15 protein-coding genes are annotated in these 18,254 nt (G+C 60.3%); 7 read left to right on the forward strand and 8 right to left on the reverse strand.

The features are described from left to right. Nucleotides 1–50: 50 nt before the first annotated feature. The 3 genes from dxs to ACL9RI_RS19985 are packed head-to-tail and all read right to left on the reverse strand — an operon-like array spanning nucleotide 51 to nucleotide 3,079. The gene (gene dxs, locus ACL9RI_RS19975) at nucleotides 51–1,919 is read right to left on the reverse strand and encodes a 1-deoxy-D-xylulose-5-phosphate synthase (protein ID WP_422728241.1); all 1,869 of its coding nucleotides are present in this window, start codon (nucleotides 1,917–1,919) and stop codon (nucleotides 51–53) included. Then, nucleotides 1,920–2,804, reverse strand: coding sequence for a polyprenyl synthetase family protein (locus tag ACL9RI_RS19980; protein WP_422728358.1), 885 nt, complete (start codon nucleotides 2,802–2,804; stop codon nucleotides 1,920–1,922). Nucleotides 2,805–2,827: 23 nt separating this feature from the next. Then, nucleotides 2,828–3,079 carry an exodeoxyribonuclease VII small subunit gene (locus ACL9RI_RS19985; protein ID WP_422728242.1) on the reverse strand — a complete coding sequence of 84 codons (252 nt, stop codon included), beginning with the start codon at nucleotides 3,077–3,079 and terminating at the stop codon, nucleotides 2,828–2,830. A gap of 449 nt (nucleotides 3,080–3,528) precedes the next feature. On the opposite strand from ACL9RI_RS19985, the gene ACL9RI_RS19990 reads away from it, so the two are divergent. From ACL9RI_RS19990 to ACL9RI_RS20000, 3 genes are read left to right on the forward strand one after another with little or no spacing between them, the layout of a single operon-like run. Next, entirely contained in the window at nucleotides 3,529–4,629 is a 1,101-nt protein-coding gene (locus ACL9RI_RS19990) for an aromatic ring-hydroxylating oxygenase subunit alpha (RefSeq protein WP_422728243.1), read from the forward strand. A 55-nt stretch (nucleotides 4,630–4,684) separates the two neighbouring features. After that, nucleotides 4,685–5,611, forward strand: a complete 927-nt coding sequence (locus tag ACL9RI_RS19995; protein WP_422728244.1) for a DMT family transporter — start codon at nucleotides 4,685–4,687, stop codon at nucleotides 5,609–5,611. A gap of 14 nt (nucleotides 5,612–5,625) precedes the next feature. Then, nucleotides 5,626–6,480, forward strand: a complete 855-nt coding sequence (locus ACL9RI_RS20000; RefSeq protein ID WP_422728245.1) for a sulfurtransferase — start codon at nucleotides 5,626–5,628, stop codon at nucleotides 6,478–6,480. A 45-nt stretch (nucleotides 6,481–6,525) separates the two neighbouring features. Here the strand turns inward: ACL9RI_RS20000 and ACL9RI_RS20005 are convergent, their stop codons facing one another. Continuing rightward, a complete protein-coding gene (locus ACL9RI_RS20005) occupies nucleotides 6,526–8,283 on the reverse strand; it encodes an ABC-F family ATP-binding cassette domain-containing protein (RefSeq protein ID WP_422728246.1) in 1,758 nt (585 codons plus the stop codon). Nucleotides 8,284–8,539: 256 nt separating this feature from the next. Then, nucleotides 8,540–9,274 (reverse strand): ZIP family metal transporter, encoded by a 735-nt coding sequence (locus ACL9RI_RS20010; protein WP_422728359.1) that lies wholly within the window; start codon nucleotides 9,272–9,274, stop codon nucleotides 8,540–8,542. Here ACL9RI_RS20010 and ACL9RI_RS20015 point away from each other — a divergent pair. Beyond that, nucleotides 9,186–9,410, forward strand: a complete 225-nt coding sequence (locus ACL9RI_RS20015; protein WP_422728368.1) for a hypothetical protein — start codon at nucleotides 9,186–9,188, stop codon at nucleotides 9,408–9,410. The genes ACL9RI_RS20010 and ACL9RI_RS20015 overlap by 89 nt on opposite strands. A gap of 144 nt (nucleotides 9,411–9,554) precedes the next feature. Here ACL9RI_RS20015 and ACL9RI_RS20020 read toward each other — a convergent pair whose 3' ends face one another. After that, nucleotides 9,555–10,439, reverse strand: coding sequence for a dienelactone hydrolase family protein (locus tag ACL9RI_RS20020; RefSeq protein ID WP_422728247.1), 885 nt, complete (start codon nucleotides 10,437–10,439; stop codon nucleotides 9,555–9,557). Between the two features lie 145 nt (nucleotides 10,440–10,584). Next, nucleotides 10,585–13,335 carry a DNA polymerase I gene (gene polA / locus ACL9RI_RS20025; RefSeq protein ID WP_422728248.1) on the reverse strand — a complete coding sequence of 917 codons (2,751 nt, stop codon included), beginning with the start codon at nucleotides 13,333–13,335 and terminating at the stop codon, nucleotides 10,585–10,587. 298 nt (nucleotides 13,336–13,633) lie between these two features. Between polA and ACL9RI_RS20030 the strand changes: the two genes are divergently transcribed. From ACL9RI_RS20030 to ACL9RI_RS20040, 3 genes are all read left to right on the forward strand, one after another. After that, on the forward strand, nucleotides 13,634–14,029 hold the full coding sequence (locus tag ACL9RI_RS20030; protein WP_422728249.1) for a hypothetical protein: 396 nt from the start codon (nucleotides 13,634–13,636) through the stop codon (nucleotides 14,027–14,029). Nucleotides 14,030–14,112: 83 nt separating this feature from the next. After that, entirely contained in the window at nucleotides 14,113–15,069 is a 957-nt protein-coding gene (locus tag ACL9RI_RS20035) for a homoserine kinase (RefSeq protein WP_422728250.1), read from the forward strand. Between the two features lie 3 nt (nucleotides 15,070–15,072). Beyond that, a complete protein-coding gene (locus ACL9RI_RS20040) occupies nucleotides 15,073–15,858 on the forward strand; it encodes a BPSS1780 family membrane protein (protein WP_422728251.1) in 786 nt (261 codons plus the stop codon). Between the two features lie 69 nt (nucleotides 15,859–15,927). On the opposite strand, the gene ACL9RI_RS20045 is transcribed toward ACL9RI_RS20040, so the two are convergent. After that, nucleotides 15,928–18,240, reverse strand: coding sequence for a UvrD-helicase domain-containing protein (locus ACL9RI_RS20045; RefSeq protein WP_422728252.1), 2,313 nt, complete (start codon nucleotides 18,238–18,240; stop codon nucleotides 15,928–15,930). Nucleotides 18,241–18,254: the final 14 nt, after the last annotated feature.

Consider the following 18,254-nt stretch of genomic DNA (forward strand, 5'->3'; position numbering starts at 1 on the left):
TTGGGATCATGCGAAAAAAAAGCGACACCGCAGTGTCGCTTCTGTCTTGGTCAGCTGACTACCGCCAGCCGCGGCGCCGTGTCGCCAAAGCGCTGGGCAATCGACGCGGCGATGCCGGCGCCGTCCAGGCCCACGCTTTTCAGCAATTGCACAGGGTCGCCATGGTCGATGAACTGGTCGGGCAAGCCCAGCATCAGGAGCGGCTTGACGATGCCTTCCGCCGCCAGCGCTTCGGCCACGGCCGAACCGGCGCCACCCATGATGCAGCCCTCTTCCACCGTCACCAGATAATCATGCTCGGCGGCCAGCTGTTTCACCAGCGCCACGTCGAGCGGCTTGACGAAACGCATATTGGCCACCGTCGCGTCGAGCTGCTCGCCCGCGGCCACGCTCGGTACAACCATCGAGCCGAAGGCCAGGATGGCGATGCGCTTGCCCTGGCGCTTGAGCTCGCCCTTGCCGATTTCAATGCTGCTCAGTTCAGGCACGATGGCCACACCGGCACCCGCGCCGCGCGGATAGCGGATCGCCGCTGGCCCCGGATAGTGGTAGCCCGTGGTCAGCATCTGGCGGCATTCGTTTTCGTCCGATGCGGCCATGATGACCATATTCGGAATGCAGCGCAGGAAGGCCATGTCGTAATTACCGGCGTGCGTGGCGCCATCGGCGCCGACCAGGCCGGCGCGGTCCAGCGCAAACGTCACGTCCAGGTTTTGCAGCGCCACGTCGTGGATCAACTGGTCGTAGGCGCGCTGCAAAAAGGTCGAGTAAATGGCCACCACCGGCTTCAAGCCTTCGCAAGCCAGGCCCGCGCCGAAAGTCACGGCATGCTGCTCGGCAATGCCGACGTCGAAGTAGCGGGCCGGATACTGCTGCTCGAATTTCACCATGCCGGAACCTTCGCGCATGGCGGGCGTGATGCCGACCAGGCGCTTGTCGTGCGCGGCCATGTCGCACAGCCAGTTGCCGAACACTTCGGTGTACGTCATCTTGGCCGGCGCCGTGGCCGGCTTGATACCCTCGGCCGGATTGAACTTGCCGGTGCCGTGGTACAGGATCGGTTCCGCCTCGGCCAGCTTGTAGCCCTGGCCCTTCTTGGTCACCACGTGCAGGAATTGCGGGCCTTTGAGCTGCTTGATATTTTGCAGGGTCGGGATCAGCGAATCGAGATCGTGGCCATCGATCGGGCCGATGTAGTTAAAGCCGAATTCCTCGAACATGGTGGCAGGCACCACCATGCCCTTGGCGTGTTCTTCAAAGCGTTTCGCCAGTTCCAGCACGGGACCGGGCAGCACGGACTTGCCGACGTTCTTCGCCGCTGCATAGAACTGGCCCGACATCAGCCGCGCCAGGTGGCGGTTCAGCGCGCCCACGGGCGGCGAAATCGACATGTCGTTATCGTTCAGGATCACCAGCAGGTTGATGTCTTCCTGCACCCCCGCATTGTTCATCGCCTCGAACGCCATGCCGGCCGTCATCGAACCGTCGCCGATCACGGCAATCGCGTGCAGCGGATCGCCCTTGATCTTGGCCGCTTGCGCCATGCCCAGGGCCGCCGAGATGGAGGTGGACGAATGGGCCGTGCCGAAGGTGTCGTATTCGCTTTCATCGCGTTTCGGGAAACCCGAAATGCCGTCGCGCTGGCGCAGGGTGTGCATGCGGTCGCGGCGGCCCGTGAGGATCTTGTGCGAATAGGTCTGGTGGCCCACGTCCCACACGATGCGGTCGTGCGGCGTATTGAATACGTAATGCAAGGCAACAGTCAGCTCGACCGTGCCCAGGTTGGACGACAGATGGCCGCCCGTCTTGGAAACGGAATCGAGCAGGAAGCTGCGCAATTCCTGCGCCAGCGGCGTCAGTTGCGAACGAGCAAGTTTACGCACTTGCGCCGGTTCATTGATGGTTTCTAACAGTTTCATTTATGCCTTCCGCTGCACGACCAGGTCTGCCATCTCGCGCAGGCGGCGTGCCTTGTCCCCGAATGGCGCCAGCGCCGCATGGGCGTCGCACCGCAATTGTTCTGCCAGGGCTTTCGATGGCTCCAGCCCCAGTATCGATACATAGGTCGGCTTGTTGGCCGCCGCATCCTTGCCCGCCGTCTTGCCCAGGGTGGCCGAATCGGCAGTGGCGTCCAGCACGTCGTCGACCACCTGGAAAGCCAGGCCCACGGCGCGCGCATACGCGTTCAGCGCCGCCATTTCCTCAGGCGTGACATCCTTGCCGGCCAGCGCACCGAGCACCACGGCTGCGCGCAACAGGGCGCCCGTTTTCAATTGATGCATCTGTTCCAGCTGTTGCAGGCTCAAGGCCAGGCCGACGCTATCGAGGTCGATCGCCTGGCCGCCGCACATGCCAGCCGAACCCGAGGCTTGCGCCAGCAGCCGTACCATGGCCATTTGCCGCGCCGGTGGAATCGCCGCGCCTTCGGCCAGCAGCATGAATGCCTGCGATTGCAGCGCGTCGCCTACCAGCAGGGCCGTCGCTTCATCGTAGGCGACGTGCACGGTGGGCTTGCCACGGCGCAAGGCATCGTCATCCATGCAAGGCATGTCGTCATGCACCAGCGAATACACGTGGATCATTTCCAGTGCACAAGCAGCACGCGCCAGCGTATCCGCATCGGCATCGAACAGTTCGCCGGCCGCGCGCACCAGCAAGGGGCGCACGCGCTTGCCGCCGCCCAGCAGCGCATAACGCATGGCGGCGTGCAGCTTGTGCGGCACGCTGTCTGCCGATGGCAGGAATTGATCGAGCTGGCTTTCCACCTGCGACTGGGTCGCTTGCATCCAGTCGCCGAAGGTCATGCCGAAATGATCCAGGCCGGCCGTCATTGCGCCGCCTCGCCATTCTCCGTAAACGGTTTGAGCAAATCGCCTTCCAGTACTTTGACCTGCGCTTCGACGCCATCGAGCTGGGCCGCGCAGTACTTGACCAGTTCCGAACCGCGCTGATAGGCCGCGACCGATGCTTCCAGCGGCAGCTGGCCCGCTTCCATTTGCGTTACCAGCTGCGCCAATTCAGCCATTGCCTCTTCAAACGAGGCCGGCGGGGCAGCAGCGGCAGTTAATTTCTTCGACATAAACTCTGTTCTCTTTGTAGCAAGCAGGGACTGATCAGTAGACGGCGGGGATGCCCGGCCAGCATGGAAGCGTTATTTTAGAACAAACCACACGCTTAAGTGAAAACTAAAGCGTGCAGCAAGCGTGAACCACACTCGCGAAGCAGGCTGAAAAGAAGAGATAGTTTCATCTTACCCATGGATTTTAGCGTAATCGCCCCCATCTGCCGGAAATTGGCAGCCTGACGCCCCTTGTATCTCACAAGCTGCGCATCTTCTGCAGGAAAAACATGGATTTGCTGGGGGTTTTGGCAATCTCGCGCCCGATCCGCGTTATAATCTCCGGTTCTGTCCGAAATACCGTTTCAACAAATTTGAATTCAGGTCTTTGCGGATTCTTTCTCTCTGTAGCGCTTGCCGGGGGATGACTTGGCAAACTGCTGACCGTTGTACATTTATGGGGGGTTGGGATGTCCGATCTGGCTACTCACGCCAAGCTGGCGCGTTCAAACGCGCAACTTCCGGTCCACGTCTATTTTGACGAAACGCTGTTGCAGCGTGAAATGCAGCAATTATTCCAGGCCGGCCCGCGCTATGTCGGGCATGAACTGATGGTGCCGGAAACCGGCGATTTTGCGACCCTGGCGTCCGAGAACGAAGGGCGCATGCTCGTGCGCAACGCCAATGGCATCGAAGTATTGTCCAACGTGTGCCGCCACCGGCAGGCGCTGATGTTCAATGGCCGCGGCAACGCCAACAATATCGTGTGCCCGCTGCACCGCTGGACCTATAACCTCAAGGGTGAATTGATCGGCGCGCCGCATTTCCCCGAAACGCCGTGCCTGAACCTGTCGAAAACGCCGCTGCAAAGCTGGAACGGCTTGCTGTTCGAACAGAATGGCTACAACGTCATGGACAAGCTGAAACAGCTTTCCGTGTCGAAAGACCTCGATTTTTCCGGTTATCTGTTCGACCACGTGGAAATCCACGAGTGCGACTACAACTGGAAGACCTTCATCGAAGTCTACCTCGAGGATTACCATGTCGAGCCGTTCCACCCGGGCCTGGGCAGCTTTGTCAGCTGCGACGACCTGCGCTGGGAATTCGGCAAGGATTACAGCGTGCAAACGGTGGGTGTGCACCGCGGCCTGCAGCAGGCCGGTTCGCCCGCCTACAAAAAATGGCAGGAAGAGGTGCTGAAATTCCGTGGCGGAGAACCGCCGCCGTATGGCGCTATCTGGCTGACCCTGTATCCGAACATCATGGTCGAATGGTATCCGCACGTACTGGTCGTCTCGACCCTGTGGCCGATCGGCCCGCAAAAGACGCGCAACGTGGTGGAGTTCTATTACCCCGAGGAAATCGCCCTGTTCGAACGCGAACTGGTCGAGGCGGAACGGGCAGCTTATATGGAAACCTGCGTCGAGGACGATGAAATCGCCCTGCGCATGGATGCCGGCCGCAAGGTGCTGATGGCGCGCGGCGTGAGCGAAGTAGGCCCTTACCAGTCACCGATGGAAGATGGCATGCAGCATTTCCATGAGTGGTACCGCAGCAATATCGAACTGTAGTCCCCAAGGGCCGCCGTGTGCGGCCTTTTTTTATCATTAGTTTGTCAGGAATCAGATGCAATCATTGTGGATGCTGTTTGCCAGCTTTATGTTTGCCATCATGGGCGTGTGCGTGAAGCTGGCCTCGGACATGTATTCCACCTCCGAGATCGTCATGTATCGCGGCGTCATCGGCATGACCATCATGGCGTCCACCATTGTGTACCAGGGCGGCAGCTTCAGGACCAGCATGCCGGGCCAACATCTGTGGCGCGGCGTGGTCGGCGTAGTGGCCCTGTGGTTATGGTTTTATGCGATTTCCATCTTGCCGCTGGCCACCGCCATGACGTTGAACTACATGGCGCCCATCTGGATCGCCGTGATCCTGCTGGCGGGCGGCTGGTGGAAAGGCGGCAAAGTGGCGGAATGGCCGCTGGTGGCGGCGATTGCCATGAGCTTTGTCGGCGTGACCCTGCTGCTGCGCCCCGTGTTTGAGACGGATCAACTGGGCGGCGCCATCACGGCGCTGGTTTCGGGCATGCTGTCGGCGCTGGCCTACTTGCAGGTACGCAAGCTTGGCTTGCTGGGCGAACCCGAATACCGGGTGGTGTTTTACTTTTCCATCGTCAATTTCTTTGCCGGCGTGATCGGCCATGTGGCCAGCGCGGGCGGCGGCCCCGTCACCTGGCATGCGCACACCAGCGGCTTTGGCGTCGGCTTGCTGGCCGCTATCGGCCTGTGCGCCACCATGGCGCAAATGGCCATGACGCGCGCCTATCGCCTGGGCAAGACCCTGGTCGTAGCCAACCTGCAATACACGGGCATCATCTTTTCCAGTTTCTGGGGCGTGGTGATCTTCGGCGACCTGTTCGACTGGCATGGCTGGCTGGGCATCGCCGTGATCCTGTGCTCCGGCATCGCCGCAACCTACTACAATAGCCGTAGCCGGAACGCGCCCGCCACCTCCGCCACGCGCACCGATCCCATCGCCAGTGAAGTCTGAAGGAGTTTGTTGTTATGTACACGACCTTGATCAGCGCCAGCGAGCTGGCCCAGCACTTGAATGACAGCCAGTGGGTCATTCTCGATTGCCGCCATGACTTGCTGAACCACAACGCCGGCAGCGACGCCTTTGCCGCCGGCCACATCCAGAACGCCCAGTTTGCCGACATAGACACGGCCCTGTCCGGCCCGAAGGCAGCCTTGGGACCGCAATTCACGGGCCGCCATCCCCTGCCCGACCGCGCCGCCCTGCTCGCTACCCTGCGCGCCTGGGGCATCAACGATGATACGCAAGTGATCGCTTACGACGCCCAGGGCGGCATGTTCGCGGCCCGTTTGTGGTGGCTGCTGCGCTGGATCGGCCACCCGGCCGTGGCCGTGCTCGACGGCGGCCTGGTCGCCTGGCAAGCGGCCAGCTTGCCCTTGGTCACGCCCGTCGCGCCAGCGCGCACAGCGGGCAACATCAGCGAAAAAGCCAGCCTGACGCGCACCGCAAGCGTGCAAGAGGTGGTGGCGAACCTGGAAACCCAGGCGGCAACCGTGCTCGACGCGCGCGCGCCGGACCGGTTCCGTGGGGAAAATGAAACCATCGACCCGGTCGGCGGCCATATCCCGGGCGCCAAAAGCCGTTTCTTCAAGGATAACCTGCAAGCCGATGGCCGTTTCAAGAGCGCCGAAGCCTTGAAACAAGACTTCAAGGCGCTGATCGCCTCGCCGGCATCGGCCATCATGCAATGCGGCTCGGGCGTGACCGCCTGCCACAACCTGCTGGCACTGGAAGTGGCCGGCTTGCCCGGCGCGGCACTGTATCCGGGTTCGTGGAGCGAATGGTGCGCGGATCCGGCCAGGCCGGTGGCAACGGGGAATTAAAAATGGCGGACCCGATGGTCCGCCATTTTTATTGCCGGTGGATAATTACGAAGTTATCCCCAACGCCCGATTCAACTGTTCCAGTTCTTCCCGCCAGACACGCTGGCTGGCCGGTTTCTGGTGCCGGGGCTTGCGGGCCAGGTCGCCGGCCAGCAATTGTTCCAGCTCACACAAGCGTTCCAGTTGCCGGTCAATATCGCTTTGCACAGGCACCAGCGCCGGCGCCTCCATGCATGGCTGGGGTAGGGGAGATACGCCGCCTCCCAGGCTCAGCCTTGCATACGCGCTGGCCGCATCCGGCCACTCTTCCAGCTTGCCATCGGCCACCACCCAGAAGCGGTTGCACGCTATTTCGACCAGGTCGCGGTCATGCGAGACCAGCAGGCAGCCGCCCTCGAAACCTTGCAGTGCCACTCCCAGTTCGGCCTTGCCCTGCAGATCAAGGTGATTGCTCGGTTCATCGAGCAGCAATAAGTGATAACTGGCTAGCGACAGGCCCAGGAACAGCAGCCGCGCCCGTTCGCCACCGCTCAGGGTAGCCACCTTTTGCCCATGCCGTGCATAGGCAAAGCCCGCCGAGATCAAGGCTTGCCGGCGCGCCAGCTGGCTGCGGCTGGCTTCATTCTGCACGGCAAATGGATACAGGGCGTCCGATAAATCGGCCTCGTCGGCCAGCTGCTGCAAGGACTGGTCGTAGTAACCGACATTGGCGGCCCGGTGAAAACGCAGATCCAGGCGTTCATCTTCTTCGTCTGCCTGCATCGCTTGCCAGCACAAGCGCAGCAAGGACGACTTGCCACTGCCGTTGGCGCCCAGCAAGGCCACCCGGTCGCCCGGTTTCAGCCACAGCTGGTTCGCATGGAACAGCACGGGCGACTCTGGCACGGCGCGCACGGCAAGCGCGTCCAGCGCGTCCAGCGCCAGCAACTGTTTCGCGACCAGCGCCTTGCCGTGCAAGCTCAAACGCCACGGCGCGCCATCGCTGACAAAGGCTTGTTCATCCTTCAGCTTGGCGATGCGCCGCTGCATGGTCTTGGCCTTGCGCGCCAGGTTTTCATTGTCGTAGACCTGTCCCCAGACGGCCAGGCGCTTGCTGCTGACGGCCAGGCGGTCGATTTCCTTTTGTTCCGCCGCATGGCGGGCGGCGGCAGCCACATCGGACTCGGCCAGTGCGGTCAGCGCAGGGCCGCAAGGCAAGTCAAAATCGTAGATGCGCCCATCGCGCAAGATCCAGCTGCGCGTAGTCACATTGTCGAGCAGGCGCTGGTCGTGCGAGACGAGAATAAAAGCGCCGCGCCAGCGCGCCAGGAATTGCTCCAGCCACAGCAGGGATGGCAAGTCCAGGTGATTGCTCGGTTCATCGAGCAGCAGCACGTTCGGCTCTTGCAGCAGGGCACGCCCCAGCAACAAGCGCGTGTGCTGGCCGCCGGACAGCGAGCGCACGGGCACTTGCGCCGTGGCCGCATCGAAACCCAGTTCGGCCAGCAGGCTGTCTATGCGCCAATGCAATTCGGGATGCTCGAGCACGGGCGCCAGCAAGGCGTCGTACAGGCTCAGGCTGGCAAGCCCGGCGGGCAAATGCTGTTCCACGTGCTGCAGGCGGCAGGCGCGCGCGGCGTGGATGGTGCCGGAGGTGGCTACCCGTTTGCCGCTCAGCAGGCCCAGCAAGGTGGATTTGCCGCAGCCATTGTGGCCGATCAGGCCGATGCGGTCGCCCTGGCGCAAGGTAAAGGCGAGTTCAGAGAACAGGAAACCGTCGTGGGATTCCAGGTGTAAAGCTTGTGTAGAGATAAGGGTAGTCATGGCTCTTGTCTTTGTTCGGGATGCAAGCATCCGCGTTAACAGGAGCGCTAACGACAACCAGGAGCCGAGAAAAGACTCTGCAGGGAGATTGACTTTGCTCTGACCAAGTTATCGCAGCGCGATAGAACGAGGGCAAGAGCGGGCAACTATACCAAAGGCACGTACGCCCCAAACGGCATACTTCCAGTCTTCCATGATTCCTCCTTTCTTTAATAAGTTATCGAAAGAATCAATATAGCATTCACCATGCGATACATCAAATACCGTGCCGGTGCCGCGTCAAAAACAGCACGATGCCTACGCCCACGGCGATCAGGATCACTTGCGGGATGGTTTCGCGCAGGGTGGCGCGGCGCTGCATCTGCGGCATCAGGTCACTCAAGGCGATATAGATGAAGCCGGACGAAGCAAACACCAGCACGTAGGGGATCAGGTTGCTGGCGCGGTCCAGCGTGAAATAGCCGAGCAGGCCGCCAGCCACCGCCATCAGGCTGCACAGCAGGTTGAAGACATAGGCGCGCAGGCGCGAGAAACCGGCGTTCAGCAGCACGATGAAGTCACCGATTTCCTGCGGGATTTCATGTGCAATGATGGCCAGGCCCGTGACCAGGCCCAGTTTCGGGTCGGCCAGGAAGGCGGCGGCGATCAGGATGCCGTCCGTAAAGTTATGCATGCCGTCGCCCACCAAAATCATCCAGCCCGCCTTGCCCGCCTCGTGCTTGTCGTGGCCATGCGCATGGTGGTGGCCATCGCCTTCATGGTGGTGGGAATGGCGCAGGATGGCGAACTTTTCCAGCAAGAAAAAGGCCAGCAAGCCGATCAGCAAGGTGGCAAACAGGCTGCGCGGGTCCGCATGCGACTCGAACGCTTCCGGCAAGGCGTGCAGCAAGGAAGTCGACAGCATGATGCCCACCGACAAGCTGACCATGCGCTCGACCACCTTGGACAAGAATGCAAACGAAAAGATCGCCGCCGCGGTAATGCTGAACAGGCCCGCGATGGTGGTCGCGAGCAATATGGATAAAAGGACGGGATCGATGATTTCTTACCTCAAAATGGGCGCCGGGTCACGGGCGCCCGCTGTGCTGGCGTCTGGCCTGATGACTGCAATATTGCCAATTATTTAATTTTTTGAGCGCTTGGCGGCAGCGTCGCGCAGAGAAGATGCAATTGTACTGCATTGGGGCGCGCTTGAGGCGCAGCCGGGCATTTCAGCCCGGCGTGCCAGTTACTTTACATGGCAGAAAAGAAACGTTGCAGGTCGTGCCAGATCAGGCGACACCGTGTGCCTTGAACCACGCCAGGCAGCGCGCATAACCGTCTTTCGCATCGGCCGCGATATAGCTGGCGCGGTAATCGGCGTTGAAGGCGTGACCCGCATCGGGGTAGACCACGAATTCGGACTGGTTGCCGCCCTTGGCCAGCGCTTCCTTCATTTTGGCGATCGATTCCTGGCTGATACCCGTATCCTTGCCGCCATACAAGCCCAATACCGGCACCTTCAAGGTAGGCGCAATATCGATGGGATTGGTCGGCATCAAGGGATTGGGCTCGCCCACCAGGCGGCCATACCAGGCCACGCCTGCCTTGACGGCCGGGTTATGCGCCGCATACAGCCAGGTCACGCGGCCGCCCCAGCAAAAACCGGTGATGCCCAGACGGCTGGTATCGCCGCCATTCTGTTTGGCCCAGGCCACCACGGCGTCCAGGTCGGACAGCACCTGCGCATCGGGCGTCTTGGCGATGATGCCTTTCATCAACTCCTGGATATTGCTGACCTTGGTCGGATCGCCCTGGCGCACGAACAGGTCGGGCGCCAGCGCCAGGTAACCCTGCTTGGCGAAACGGCGCGCCATGTCGGCGATATGCTCATGCACGCCAAAAATCTCGGAAATCACCAGCACCACGGGCAGGCCCGTCTTGCCTTCGGGCTGGGCAGCATACACGGGTACGGCCTGGCCATCGACCATCACCGTCATGGTGCCGGCGATCAGTCCTACCGTATCGGTCTTGATGACGTTTTGCGCCACCACCGGCAAGGCGGCCATGGCAAAACCCGTGCCCAGCGCCACCTTCAGGAAGCCACGCCGGCCATCGGGCCCGGACAAGCTGCTCTGGCCCAGCAAACTCTCACAATCCTTGATCATGTCATGCATGCGTTTCTCCTGAAATATGGCATTCATCAATGTCGGCTTACGCTGCGCTAAGCCGACCTACGGTACTCTGTTTCCTACAAAAATCGTAGTGCGTAGGTCGGCTTAGCGGGGCTGGCCCCGCGTAAGCCGACACCTCCACAGCTTATCAGTGGGCTTCATCCCAATTCTTGCCGATACCTACTTCGGCCGTCAGCGGCACTTTCAGCTGCGCCACGCCGGCCATCAGTTCCGGCAGCTTGCGCTTGACCAGTTCCAGTTCCGCGTCCGGCACTTCCAGCACCAGTTCATCGTGCACCTGCATGATCATTTTGGTCTGCAAGCCATCCTGCTCCAGCCAGCCTTGCACGGCGATCATGGCCAGCTTGATCAGGTCGGCGGCCGTGCCTTGCATCGGCGCATTGATCGCCGCCCGCTCGGCGCCCTGGCGGCGCGGGCCGTTCGGCGAATTGATTTCGGGCAGCCACAGACGGCGGCCAAACACGGTTTCCACGTAGCCGCGCGCCTTGGCTTGCTGGCGCGTGTCTTCCATGTACTGTTTCACGCCGGAAAAACGGGCAAAATAACGGTCGATATAACTTTGCGCGGCCGCGCGGTCCACGCCCAGGTTGCCGGCCAGGCCAAACGCGCTCATGCCGTAAATCAAGCCGAAGTTAATCACCTTGGCATAGCGGCGCTGCTCGCTTTGCACTTCGTCGGCCGGTACGCCAAAGATTTCGGCGGCGGTGGCGCGGTGAATATCGATGCCGTCGGCGAACGCGCGCAGCATCGCTTCATCGCCCGAGATGTGCGCCATGATGCGCAATTCAATTTGCGAATAGTCGGCCGAGACGATGCTGCTGGCCGGCGGTGCAATGAATGCTTCGCGGATGCGGCGCCCTTCCGCACTGCGGATGGGAATATTCTGCAAGTTCGGATCATTCGACGCCAGGCGCCCCGTCACGGCCACGGCTTGCGCATAATTCGTATGCACGCGTCCCGTGGTGACGTTGATCATCTTCGGCAATTTATCCGTGTAGGTCGATTTCAGCTTGGCCAGACCGCGGTATTCCAGCAGCACTTTGGGCAGCGGGTAATCTTCGGCCAGCTTTTGCAGCACTTCTTCATCGGTCGACGGCGCGCCGGTCGGGGTTTTTTTCACCACCGGCAGTTTCAGCTTTTCAAAGAAGATTTCACCGATCTGCTTGGGCGAACCCAGGTTGAACGGCTGTTCGGCCAGCTCATAGGCGGTCTTTTCCAGTTCCAGGATCTTGACGGCCAACTCGGCCGACTGGAGATTGAGCAATTCGTCGTCGATCAGCACGCCGTTGCGCTCGATCTTTTGCAGCACGGTCGCCGTCGGCAACTCGATCTTTTCATAAATAAAGGTCAACTTGTCATCACCGGCCACGTTGCCCCACATATTGTTGTGCAGACGCAAGGTGATATCGGCATCCTCGGCCGCATATTTGGCCGCCTGCTCCACTTCCACCTGGTTGAAGGTGATTTGCTTGGCGCCCTTGCCGCACACGTCCTCGAACGGAATCGTGGTGTAGTTCAGGTGGCGCAGGGCCAGGCTATCCATGTCGTGTTTCTTGTGCGACTCGAACACATACGATTCCAGCAGGGTATCGTGCTTGATGCCGCGCAAAGTCACGCCATGGTTGGCGAAAATATGGCTGTCGTATTTCAGGTTCTGGCCTAATTTGGGCTTGCTGTCATCTTCCAGCCACGGGCGCAGCTTGTCCAGCACATGCTGGCGCGACAACTGTTCCGGCGCACCCGCATAATCGTGGGCCAGCGGAATGTAGCAAGCCGCGTGCTCGGCCACGGACAGGGAAATACCGACCATTTGCGCCGTCATCGGTTCCAGCGAGGTGGTTTCCGTATCGACGGCCGTCAGCGGCGCGGCATCGATCAGGTCCAGCCATTTATCGAGCTGGGCATCGGTCAGCACCGTTTCATACTCGGCGACGGGGGCCGGTGCAGCGTCGGCAAACATGTCACCCGTCACGTTCGAGGCAGCAACTGGCGCGCCCACGGGCGACATCGGCGGCGGCGTGGCGCCCAGTTCGCGCAATAATGCCTTGAAACCATAGCGCTGGAAGAAGGCCAGCAAGGCTTCCTTGTCTTCGCCTTTGGCTTGCAAGGATTCATTGATCGTCGTCATATGGCCAGCCAGGTCGCAATCGGTCTTGACGGTGATCAAGGCGCGCGCCTGCGGCAGCCATGGCAGGGCCGTACGCAGGTTTTCACCGACGGCGCCCGTGATCTTGGCCGCGTTTTCCATGATGCCTTCCAGGCTATCGTATTGCGTCAGCCATTTCACGGCCGTTTTCGGACCGCATTTCGATACACCCGGCACGTTGTCGACCGTATCGCCGATCAGCGACAGATAATCGATGATGCGATTCGGCGGCACGCCAAACTTGACCAGCACGGCCGCTTCGTCGAGCTTTTCATTGCTCATGGTATTGATCAGGGTAACTTGCCCATTGACCAGCTGCGCCAGGTCCTTGTCGCCGGTGGACACCACCACGTTCATGCCGGCATTGGCCGCCTGCACGGCCAGGGTGCCGATCACGTCATCCGCTTCCACGCCCTCGACCATCAGGATCGGCCAGCCCATGGCCCGCACGGCTTCATGGATCGGTTCGATCTGCAGGCGCAAGTCGTCCGGCATGGACGCGCGGGTGGCCTTGTATTCCGGGTACATATCATCGCGGAAAGTCTTGCCCTTGGCATCGAATACGCAAGCGATGTAGGCAGCCGGGTAGTCGGCGCGCAGGCGGCGCAGCATGTTGACCATGCCGTGCATGGCGCCGGTAGGGTAGCCGTCCGGGCTGCGCAAGTCGGGCAGCGCGTGGAAAGCGCGATAAAGATAACTGGAACCGTCGACCAACAGCAGGGTATTTTGCATAATGCCAATAAAATAAGGTGAGCCGCGCCTGCAAGGAATAAAAAAAGCCGCAGGCGGGTGGAATATCACTCAATTATCGCAGAGTTTAGGGCTGCACTTATGACCATCCTGCACCCTGTTTTTAGCAACAGCAGCCTTGTAAATGCGTACTGGCGGGCAATGGGCGGGCATTTCAGCGTTTTAAAACAGCATTGCGTACCAGTTTGTTACAATGGCCTGTAGACAAATTTATCGCATCGCATTTAATACACTGAATAACCCTGCACTGCTGCAGTCCACACACGGAAGCGAACCCATCATGATGCGTACCTCCACATTCTGGCAATTCCTGGCCCTGCCACTGTTGGCAGTTTCGGCCATTGCGGGCGCCCAGACGCCAGCCAAGCCCAGCGATGCACCACCGAAGCTGGAACAGATCGAGGAAGTCGGCGATGCGCCCATTACCGTCGCGCCAGTAGCTCCCCGTCAACAAATTACGGAAAAACGCGAAGCTGGCGTCGTCAGCGAAGTCAAAGTCAGCACCGGCGGCAGCACCTATTACATGAAACCGGGCACGCCTGGCGACCCGACGAACAGCCAGCTGCGCGGCCCGCAGTGGAAGGTACTGGAATTCGACCTGGGCAAGAAAAAGCAGAAACAGCGCGACGACGATGCGGCCGATACCACGCCAGAACCACCGCAACCGACTAAATAAACCCGCACTTTCTGTTGCCCTGCCCCTCCATCTGCGGGGCAGCCGGCTTTTTTTGACTTTTTGGATTTCACACCTTCTTTCCCATGGCAGTTTTTACCGCGCTACACCTGGACGATATCGGCCAGTGGATGACACAGTTTCCACTCGGCAAGCCGCTGGCGCTCAAAGGGATTGCTTCCGGCATCGAAAACAGTAACTTCTTCTTGAGTACCGAGCGCGGCGAATATGTGCTGACGATCTTCGAGAACCTGAGCTTCGAACAACTGCCGTTTTATCTGCAGCTGATGCGCCACCTGGCCGAGCGCGGCGTGCTGGTGCCCAATCCCATCCCGAATGCCGATGGTCAACTGGTGACCGCCTTGCAAGGCAAGCCGGCCGCCATCGTCAGCAAGCTCGATGGCAGCTCGCAAATGGACCCGCAACCCGTGCATTGCGCGGCTGTCGGCGCCATGCTGGCGAAGATGCACCTGGCGGCACAGGATTTTCCGCTGCAGCAGCCCAACTTGCGGGGACTGGACTGGTGGAACGCCACCACGCCGCTGGTGCTGCCGCACCTGGACGAGCACAAGGCGCATCTGTTGCGCTCGGAAATCCACTTCCAGGATGCCTTTGCCGCCTGCGACACCTATAAAGCGATACCACGCGGTCCCGTGCATGCAGACCTGTTCCGCAACAACGTCATGTTTGACGGCGAACAACTGACGGGCTTTTTCGACTTTTATTTTGCCGGCTGCGACACCTGGCTGTTCGACGTGGCCGTCACCGTCAATGACTGGTGCGTCCACCTGGAAACAGGCGTGCTCGACCAGGCACGAGTGCGCGCCCTGCTCGCCGCCTACCAGGCCGTGCGGCCGTTCACGACCGAAGAACACGCGGCGTGGCAGCCGATGCTGCGCGCTGCCGCGCTGCGTTTCTGGCTGTCGCGCCTGTACGATTATTATCAGCCGCGCGTAGCGGAAATGCTGACCCCGCACGATCCGGCGCATTTCGAACGCATATTGCGCGAACGTATTGCCACACCTGCCCCTGAATTGTTTTAAAAAATGGAAAAATTACCTGCAAGTACAGGCTGGTCATGGGTGAAACAGGGTTTCGCCCTGTTTCGCAAGCAACCTGGCGGCATGTCGATGCTGTTTCTCGGCTATATGTTCTGCATGCTGGCCGTCAGCATCATTCCCCTGCTGGGCCAGCTGCTGCCCGTGATCCTCGTGCCCGTCTTCTCGGTTGCCTTCGTGCAAGGCTGCCTGCATATCGACCAGGGCAAGCGCGTCCTGCCCAGTTTGCTGCTGTCGGGCTTCCGCAAGCCCGCCTTCCCCCTGCTGTTCGCGCTGGGCGTGCTTTACATCATCATGGCCATCGTGGCCATCGGCGCCTCGTCGCTGGTCGATGGCGGCGCCTTGTGGCAATTGCTGACGGGCCAGCTGAACAAGGAGACGGCCGAAGATGTCATGCGCAACTCGAATATGGGTTCCGCCCTGCTGCTGACCATTGCCCTGTACGTGCCGGCCGCGATGGCGTTCTGCTTTGCCGCGCCACTGATCTACTGGAAAAAAGTCAGCCTGGGCAAATCGCTGTTCTTCAGCTTTTTTGCCGTCTGGCGCTCCTTGTCCGCCTTCCTCGTGTTTGGCGCCAGCTGGTTCGCCATCAGCATGGTCACCAGCCAGCTGCTGTTTTTAATCGCCGGCCGCAGCATGGGCGTACAGCTGATGATGCCGCTGTCGATGATCTTGACCGTCGTCATGCATTGCTCGTTTTATGCGGCGTACCGGCAGATCTTTGGGTTGCCGGTCGACGAGGGCAAGGTATCGCTGGAGAAACCGGAAACCTGACTGGATAGGTAGCCAGATGTAAAAAAGGGGCAGCTTTTACAAGCTGCCCCTTTTTTATGGTTGCTGACGTCAGCGGCCCAGCTTCTCCAGCTTGGCGATGCCCAGGTCCAGCACCTTCATGCCATGCTGGCCGAAGTTGATTTGCGCGCGGGCATTGCCGCCGCCGCCTTCGATATTGACGATCACGCCTTCGCCAAACTTGGCATGGGCCACCGATTCACCGATGCGCCAGCCGGGACCGGCTGATTTTTGCACGATCTTTTGCGCAATCGCATTGTCCGACCCCAGGCTGCCCACCGTGCGCGGCGCCTCGTCCCAGGCCGACTTGCGGTTGCCGAACCAGTTGGCCTGCACTTTCGGCGACAGCCATTTCAACGATTCCTCGGGCAATTCATCGAAGAAACGCGACTTCATGTTGTAGCGGGTCTGGCCGTGCAGCATGCGCGTCTGCGAGAAGCTCATATATAAACGTTTGCGCGCGCGCGTAATGGCCACGTACATCAGCCGCCGCTCTTCTTCCACGCCGCCATCTTCCTTGGAACTGCTTTCGTGCGGGAACAAGCCCTCTTCCAGGCCCGTGATAAACACATTGTCGAATTCCAGGCCCTTGGCCGAATGCACGGTCATCATCTGCAAGGCATCCTGGCCCGCCTGCGCCTGGTTGTCCCCCGCTTCCAGCGAGGCGTGCGACAGGAACGCGGACAGCGGCGACATCACGGCCGGCAATGGCGCATCGGCGTCGAGGATCTCGACACCATCCTGGTTCAGCACGGGCGCGCCCGCCTGCGCCTGCGCAGCCGGCCCCAGGTGGGCGGGCGCGCCCTGGCCGAATCCTTCTTCAGAAATAAACTGGCTGGCGGCGCTGACCATCTGCTCCAGATTCTCGATGCGGTCGGCGCCTTCCTTTTCGTTCTGATAGTGTTGCAGCAAGGTACTCGCTTCCAGCACCACTCTCACCATTTCCGGCAAGGACAGTTGCTGCGTTTCAAAACGCACGCCTTCGATCAGTTTGACGAAGCCGGCCAGCGAACTGCCCGCCTTGCCCGCCACATACGGTACGGACGCATACAGCGAAATGCCATATTGTTCGGACGCCGCCTGCAATTGCTCGATCGAACGGGCGCCGATGCCGCGCGTAGGGAAGTTCACCACGCGCAAGAAAGCCGAATCGTTGTGCGGGTTGTCCATCAATTGTAAATAGGCAATCGCGTGCTTGACTTCGGCGCGCTGGAAATAGCGCAGGCCGCCATATACGTGGTACGGCATGCCGGCCGAAAACAGCGCATGTTCGATCACGCGCGATTGCGCATTCGAGCGGTACAAAATCGCAATTTCGCTGCGCGAGGCGCCATCGGCGATCAGGCTTTTCGATTCTTCGATGATCCACTGCGCTTCCTGCAGATCGGAGCTGGCCTCATACACGCGCACCTGCTCGCCATGGCCCGCATCCGTGCGCAGATTCTTGCCCAGGCGCTTGCTATTGTTTGAGATCAGCAAGTTGGCGCTGTCGAGGATATGGCCGTGCGAGCGGTAGTTCTGCTCCAGCTTGATCAGGTTTTGCACCTGGAACTCATGCTCGAAAGCACTCATATTGCCCACGTTGGCGCCACGGAACGCATAGATGCTCTGGTCATCGTCGCCCACGGCAAACAGGGCGCCGCCATCGCGGCTGCCATGGCCGGCCAGCAATTTGAGCCAGTTGTATTGCAGATTATTGGTATCCTGGAACTCGTCGACCAGGATGTGGCGGAAACGCGCCTGGTAGTGTTCACGCAAGGGCTGGTTGCGGCTCAGCAATTCATACGTGCGCAACAGCAATTCCGCAAAATCAACCACGCCTTCGCGCTGGCACTGGTCATCGTAGAGTTGATACAGTTCCACCATCTTGCGTTCGTGCGCGTCATACGCTTCCACGTCAGCGGCGCGCAAGCCCTGGTCCTTGGCGTTGTTGATGAAATACATCACCGTCTTCGGCGGGAATTTTTCATCATCGATATTGTTCGCCTTCAACAGGCGCTTGATCACCGACAACTGATCCTGCGAATCGAGAATCTGGAACGTCTGCGGCAAGGCGGCATCGCGGTAATGCGTGCGCAGCAAGCGGTTGCACAGACCGTGGAAAGTACCGATCCACATGCCGCGCGTATTGATCGGCAACATGGCCGACAAGCGCGTGAGCATTTCCTTGGCTGCTTTATTGGTAAACGTCACGGCCAGGATGCCGGGCGGCGAGACTTGCTGGGTCTGGATCAGCCACGCGATGCGGGTGGTCAGCACGCGGGTCTTGCCCGAGCCGGCGCCGGCCAGGATCAAAGCATGTTGCGCCGGCAAGGTGACGGCGGCCAATTGTTCAGGGTTCAGGTTGTGAAGAAGATTTTGCATGCCGTGATTATACC

The sequence above is a fragment of the Janthinobacterium sp. Mn2066 genome (genome assembly GCF_049319705.1).
GTDB lineage: Bacteria > Pseudomonadota > Gammaproteobacteria > Burkholderiales > Burkholderiaceae_D > Janthinobacterium.

Bases quoted from the DNA above. Each gene is read 5' to 3' on its own strand.
- dxs (WP_422728241.1), bottom strand. From the start codon at position 1,919: ATGAAACTGTTAGAAACCATCAATGAACCGGCGCAAGTGCGTAAACTT.
- ACL9RI_RS19980 (WP_422728358.1), bottom strand. From the start codon at position 2,804: ATGACCTTCGGCGACTGGATGCAAGCGACCCAGTCGCAGGTGGAAAGC.
- ACL9RI_RS19985 (WP_422728242.1), bottom strand. From the start codon at position 3,079: ATGTCGAAGAAATTAACTGCCGCTGCTGCCCCGCCGGCCTCGTTTGAA.
- ACL9RI_RS19990 (WP_422728243.1), top strand. From the start codon at position 3,529: ATGTCCGATCTGGCTACTCACGCCAAGCTGGCGCGTTCAAACGCGCAA.
- ACL9RI_RS19995 (WP_422728244.1), top strand. From the start codon at position 4,685: ATGCAATCATTGTGGATGCTGTTTGCCAGCTTTATGTTTGCCATCATG.
- ACL9RI_RS20000 (WP_422728245.1), top strand. From the start codon at position 5,626: ATGTACACGACCTTGATCAGCGCCAGCGAGCTGGCCCAGCACTTGAAT.
- ACL9RI_RS20005 (WP_422728246.1), bottom strand. From the start codon at position 8,283: ATGACTACCCTTATCTCTACACAAGCTTTACACCTGGAATCCCACGAC.
- ACL9RI_RS20015 (WP_422728368.1), top strand. From the start codon at position 9,186: ATGATGCCCACCGACAAGCTGACCATGCGCTCGACCACCTTGGACAAG.
- ACL9RI_RS20020 (WP_422728247.1), bottom strand. From the start codon at position 10,439: ATGCATGACATGATCAAGGATTGTGAGAGTTTGCTGGGCCAGAGCAGC.
- polA (WP_422728248.1), bottom strand. From the start codon at position 13,335: ATGCAAAATACCCTGCTGTTGGTCGACGGTTCCAGTTATCTTTATCGC.
- ACL9RI_RS20030 (WP_422728249.1), top strand. From the start codon at position 13,634: ATGATGCGTACCTCCACATTCTGGCAATTCCTGGCCCTGCCACTGTTG.
- ACL9RI_RS20035 (WP_422728250.1), top strand. From the start codon at position 14,113: ATGGCAGTTTTTACCGCGCTACACCTGGACGATATCGGCCAGTGGATG.
- ACL9RI_RS20040 (WP_422728251.1), top strand. From the start codon at position 15,073: ATGGAAAAATTACCTGCAAGTACAGGCTGGTCATGGGTGAAACAGGGT.
- ACL9RI_RS20045 (WP_422728252.1), bottom strand. From the start codon at position 18,240: ATGCAAAATCTTCTTCACAACCTGAACCCTGAACAATTGGCCGCCGTC.